The following is a 3,081-nucleotide window of genomic DNA, read 5'->3' on the forward strand; positions in this document are numbered from 1 at the left end:
AAACCATATTTGATAAAAATATTCATCATGACACTCTAATTATCTATTTCCTCGCATAAAAATGGGCTTCTATTCATTTTTTTTACAATATCACCATTTCAGAACGCTTAATTTGCCATATAGCCTTGCAACCACGTTGCAATAAACCACCATAAACTGATCGCAGACATACCACAGAGTAAGTTCGCTAAAACCTTCTGCATATTGCTAAGCTGAGACAGATAAATTTTTCGGTTAACCACATAGGCGACTACACCGAGTGCCCCGCCGATTGCCCCCCCAATGATCACTAAAAATAAAGGCCAACCTGCCATGAGATGCGCAACTGTACTCAGTTTCGGTTTCTCATTTTCAATCAACGCCATTTCTTTATTTTCCATCATCCCCCCTATATCTTTTCATCATGCTCGCACAATGTATCAAAGCATATTCATTAAAATTAACTTAGCAAAAACCACGCTAAGGCTACTAAAAACTAAGATCGTCGATATCCTGAATTTGGCTCAAATACATCGGAGCAATATTCACCTTGCTCCATATTTCTTTAAATTTAGGGTCGCTATCAAGGTCTTTATTGAGGTTTTCTCTGACGAGCTTCTTCGCGGTAAGAAAATTAACACTGGTTTCACTGTTCACATAGGGGCCGAAATTATCTGAACTGTCATAACCAATCAGGCGCATATCACGCCCCTCTAAACGAAACTGGTAGGCCCAATATCCATAACGACCATGTGCATAATGCAGTTTTAACAAGCCTTTTTCGATAGAGGGCACCAACTCAGGGGCAAAGTACACACCACCATCTTCATTTTCCGAGGAAAATAGAGACAAATTCTGAACGACTTTTTGGTAGTGCCCTTTCACATTCAACAGCACAACCACACCACGGCGGTTGCGGTCTAGTTTTCCTCGGTATTCATCGGTGATCCATTGTTTCGGATCCGTAGCTTTGACGATTAAAACCACATCTTGTAAGCCATCCTTGTTTAAGTCTCCCTGAATAGCTTCAAATAAGGTATAGCTCGCAGGAATATAGGCCTTATAACGAATGCTGTCTTTTTTTAGCTGTTTTTCTGCTGTACTCAAAGTGGTATCTGCATAAACCAATGAAGACGAACTCATCAATGCAATCACACCAAGCAAAACCATCTTGAAAGACTTAGGCATAAATATCCTTAAAATTATGAGCAAGCATCTGATATTACTTTTTATCCATCAGCATTATAAGCTTGAATAGAACGTGCAGACTGTTGATATTCTATGATCAGCATGAACAAACAATTTAATAGATATGTTTCCATTAATTTGCGACTTAAAGCTAAAGCTGAGGGTATAAGGTTTATCTGAATTTCAAATACCGCCTAAAACAAAAAAAGCTTTGCGACTTGCAAAGCTTTTTGATGCTTCTCACCCGAAACAGCACTTGTCACAACCTTCAACTTTTTCTCTGGGCCAGTTCATTCTTGCCCGTTTATAAGCCAGCTCATAATTGGCAAAATAACCAATCAGAATTTGATCCTCCGAGCTAGGTAAGTCTTCGCAACCTAAGGATGCATTATGAATATGATGGATACCTTTTTCACTAGGCTGTTCATTTACAATAAATTTTATCATTTACAGCTCCCCGAATAATTCTTATAAAGTTCAACTACAAACAAAACCATACAAAAAGTATGTATTTATAAAATTAAACGGATGGCGTATGAAAATCAATCATTATTTTAAAGGCGAAACTGAGCTCTAAGTCATATCAAGTTAAAAGGATTAACGTCCACATAACCGAAAATTAGCCACTCTATTTTTAAAATTTAGAGACCCAGCAACGCTATAAGAAAACGCCCGAGACTATAAGGGTGTGCTGATACTTTGTTGTTTTTTGCGTTTAAACCAACGTACGGCCCAGATTGCCAAAATAATGCCTACAATCACCACTAAAACAGGAACCAGTAATGACAGCACGGACAGTAAAACGGCACCCACTCATTCCACGGTAGACACCAGTGGGTTGGCTACCCCGCCTGTCGTCGCGGTTGAAACCCCTCGAACAGCAACGGTACTCATTTGCACGGCGCCTGCTGTCCCGCCACCAACAATAATTGCGGCAGCCCAACTGGCAAACTGTGACATTTCTCCGCTACTGACTGCCATCGTGGTGAGTGTTCCTGCGACCATTGCGGCTGGTGTTGCAATGGTGTCTAAAGCGTTGTCGACCCATGGGATGTAATAGGCTGCGATTTCACAGACGGTTGCAATGGCTAAGGCGATGCATACCGATGGCATCGTTAACCATTCAAAACCTTGCATGGGCTCGAACCATCCCATAATAGATGCAAGGCTCATGACCAAGAGTGGGACAAAGACACGAAAGCCACAGGCCGCACTTAAGCCAATGCCGATACAAAGTCCTAATATGGTTTCCATGTGCTTTTCCTGTATGGCTTAAGTTGGGAGGTTTTTATCTTTTTTATAACTTAGCAAAAAGCCCTATCGGGTGATAGGGCTTTTCTTTAAAACAGTGGGTAACTGTTAAATCTTTGGCTTAGGCATTCTTATTGTTAAATTGATTGCCTTGGCATTTGGTACACGGGGGTAAACGATCTGTACCAATTTCTAAGTAGACGCGGTGTCCGCACTGAACACAAAAATAGAAGCCTGTTCCAGGTTTTTCGCCAGCAGTAACCATTTTTGTTCTCCATATGTTTAGAAAATGGTCTTACTAGTATATGCCTTTTATGATGAATGTCTATTGATCATTTCGACAAATGATGATGGCATTTGGGCAAGAAATGATTTCCATAGAAAATCTAAACGTCTTACAAGGTGTTAGACACCCAATTCTCAACCTGCAATCCATCAACATGCAAAAATTCTTTTACTATCTGCTTTAAGTGACTTCTCGTTCTTAACATAGTTTATGCTTTCTTTCTTCTGTATATAAAGTCAGATAGTATTTAACTAATATATCAAATGAACGTGCTACTGTAATAGTTGGATCACTTAAAATATAACAGCGCTCTTCTTCAGATTTTTTTGTTCAGGGGATTTTTTGTTATTATTCCATCTCAGAGAGCTAATAAGAAC

Annotated in this window: 4 protein-coding genes and 1 pseudogene; all 5 read right to left on the reverse strand. The window is 39.7% G+C overall.

What is annotated here, in order from left to right:
• Window positions 1-107: 107 nt before the first annotated feature.
• Window positions 108-380 (reverse strand): hypothetical protein, encoded by a 273-nt coding sequence (locus tag GBI16_RS17780; protein ID WP_086208766.1) that lies wholly within the window; start codon window positions 378-380, stop codon window positions 108-110.
• Between the two features lie 88 nt (window positions 381-468).
• A complete protein-coding gene (locus tag GBI16_RS17785) occupies window positions 469-1,122 on the reverse strand; it encodes a hypothetical protein (RefSeq protein ID WP_171494588.1) in 654 nt (217 codons plus the stop codon).
• Between the two features lie 285 nt (window positions 1,123-1,407).
• Window positions 1,408-1,614, reverse strand: a complete 207-nt coding sequence (locus tag GBI16_RS17790) for a hypothetical protein (protein ID WP_086208767.1) — start codon at window positions 1,612-1,614, stop codon at window positions 1,408-1,410.
• 231 nt (window positions 1,615-1,845) lie between these two features.
• A pseudogene (locus tag GBI16_RS17795) lies at window positions 1,846-2,421 on the reverse strand (DUF4126 domain-containing protein).
• 118 nt (window positions 2,422-2,539) lie between these two features.
• Window positions 2,540-2,683, reverse strand: coding sequence for a zinc ribbon-containing protein (locus tag GBI16_RS17800; protein ID WP_004695201.1), 144 nt, complete (start codon window positions 2,681-2,683; stop codon window positions 2,540-2,542).
• Window positions 2,684-3,081 lie beyond the last annotated feature (398 nt).

Origin of the sequence: Acinetobacter sp. TUM15064, from assembly GCF_008980265.1 — a bacterium.
Classification (GTDB): domain Bacteria; phylum Pseudomonadota; class Gammaproteobacteria; order Pseudomonadales; family Moraxellaceae; genus Acinetobacter.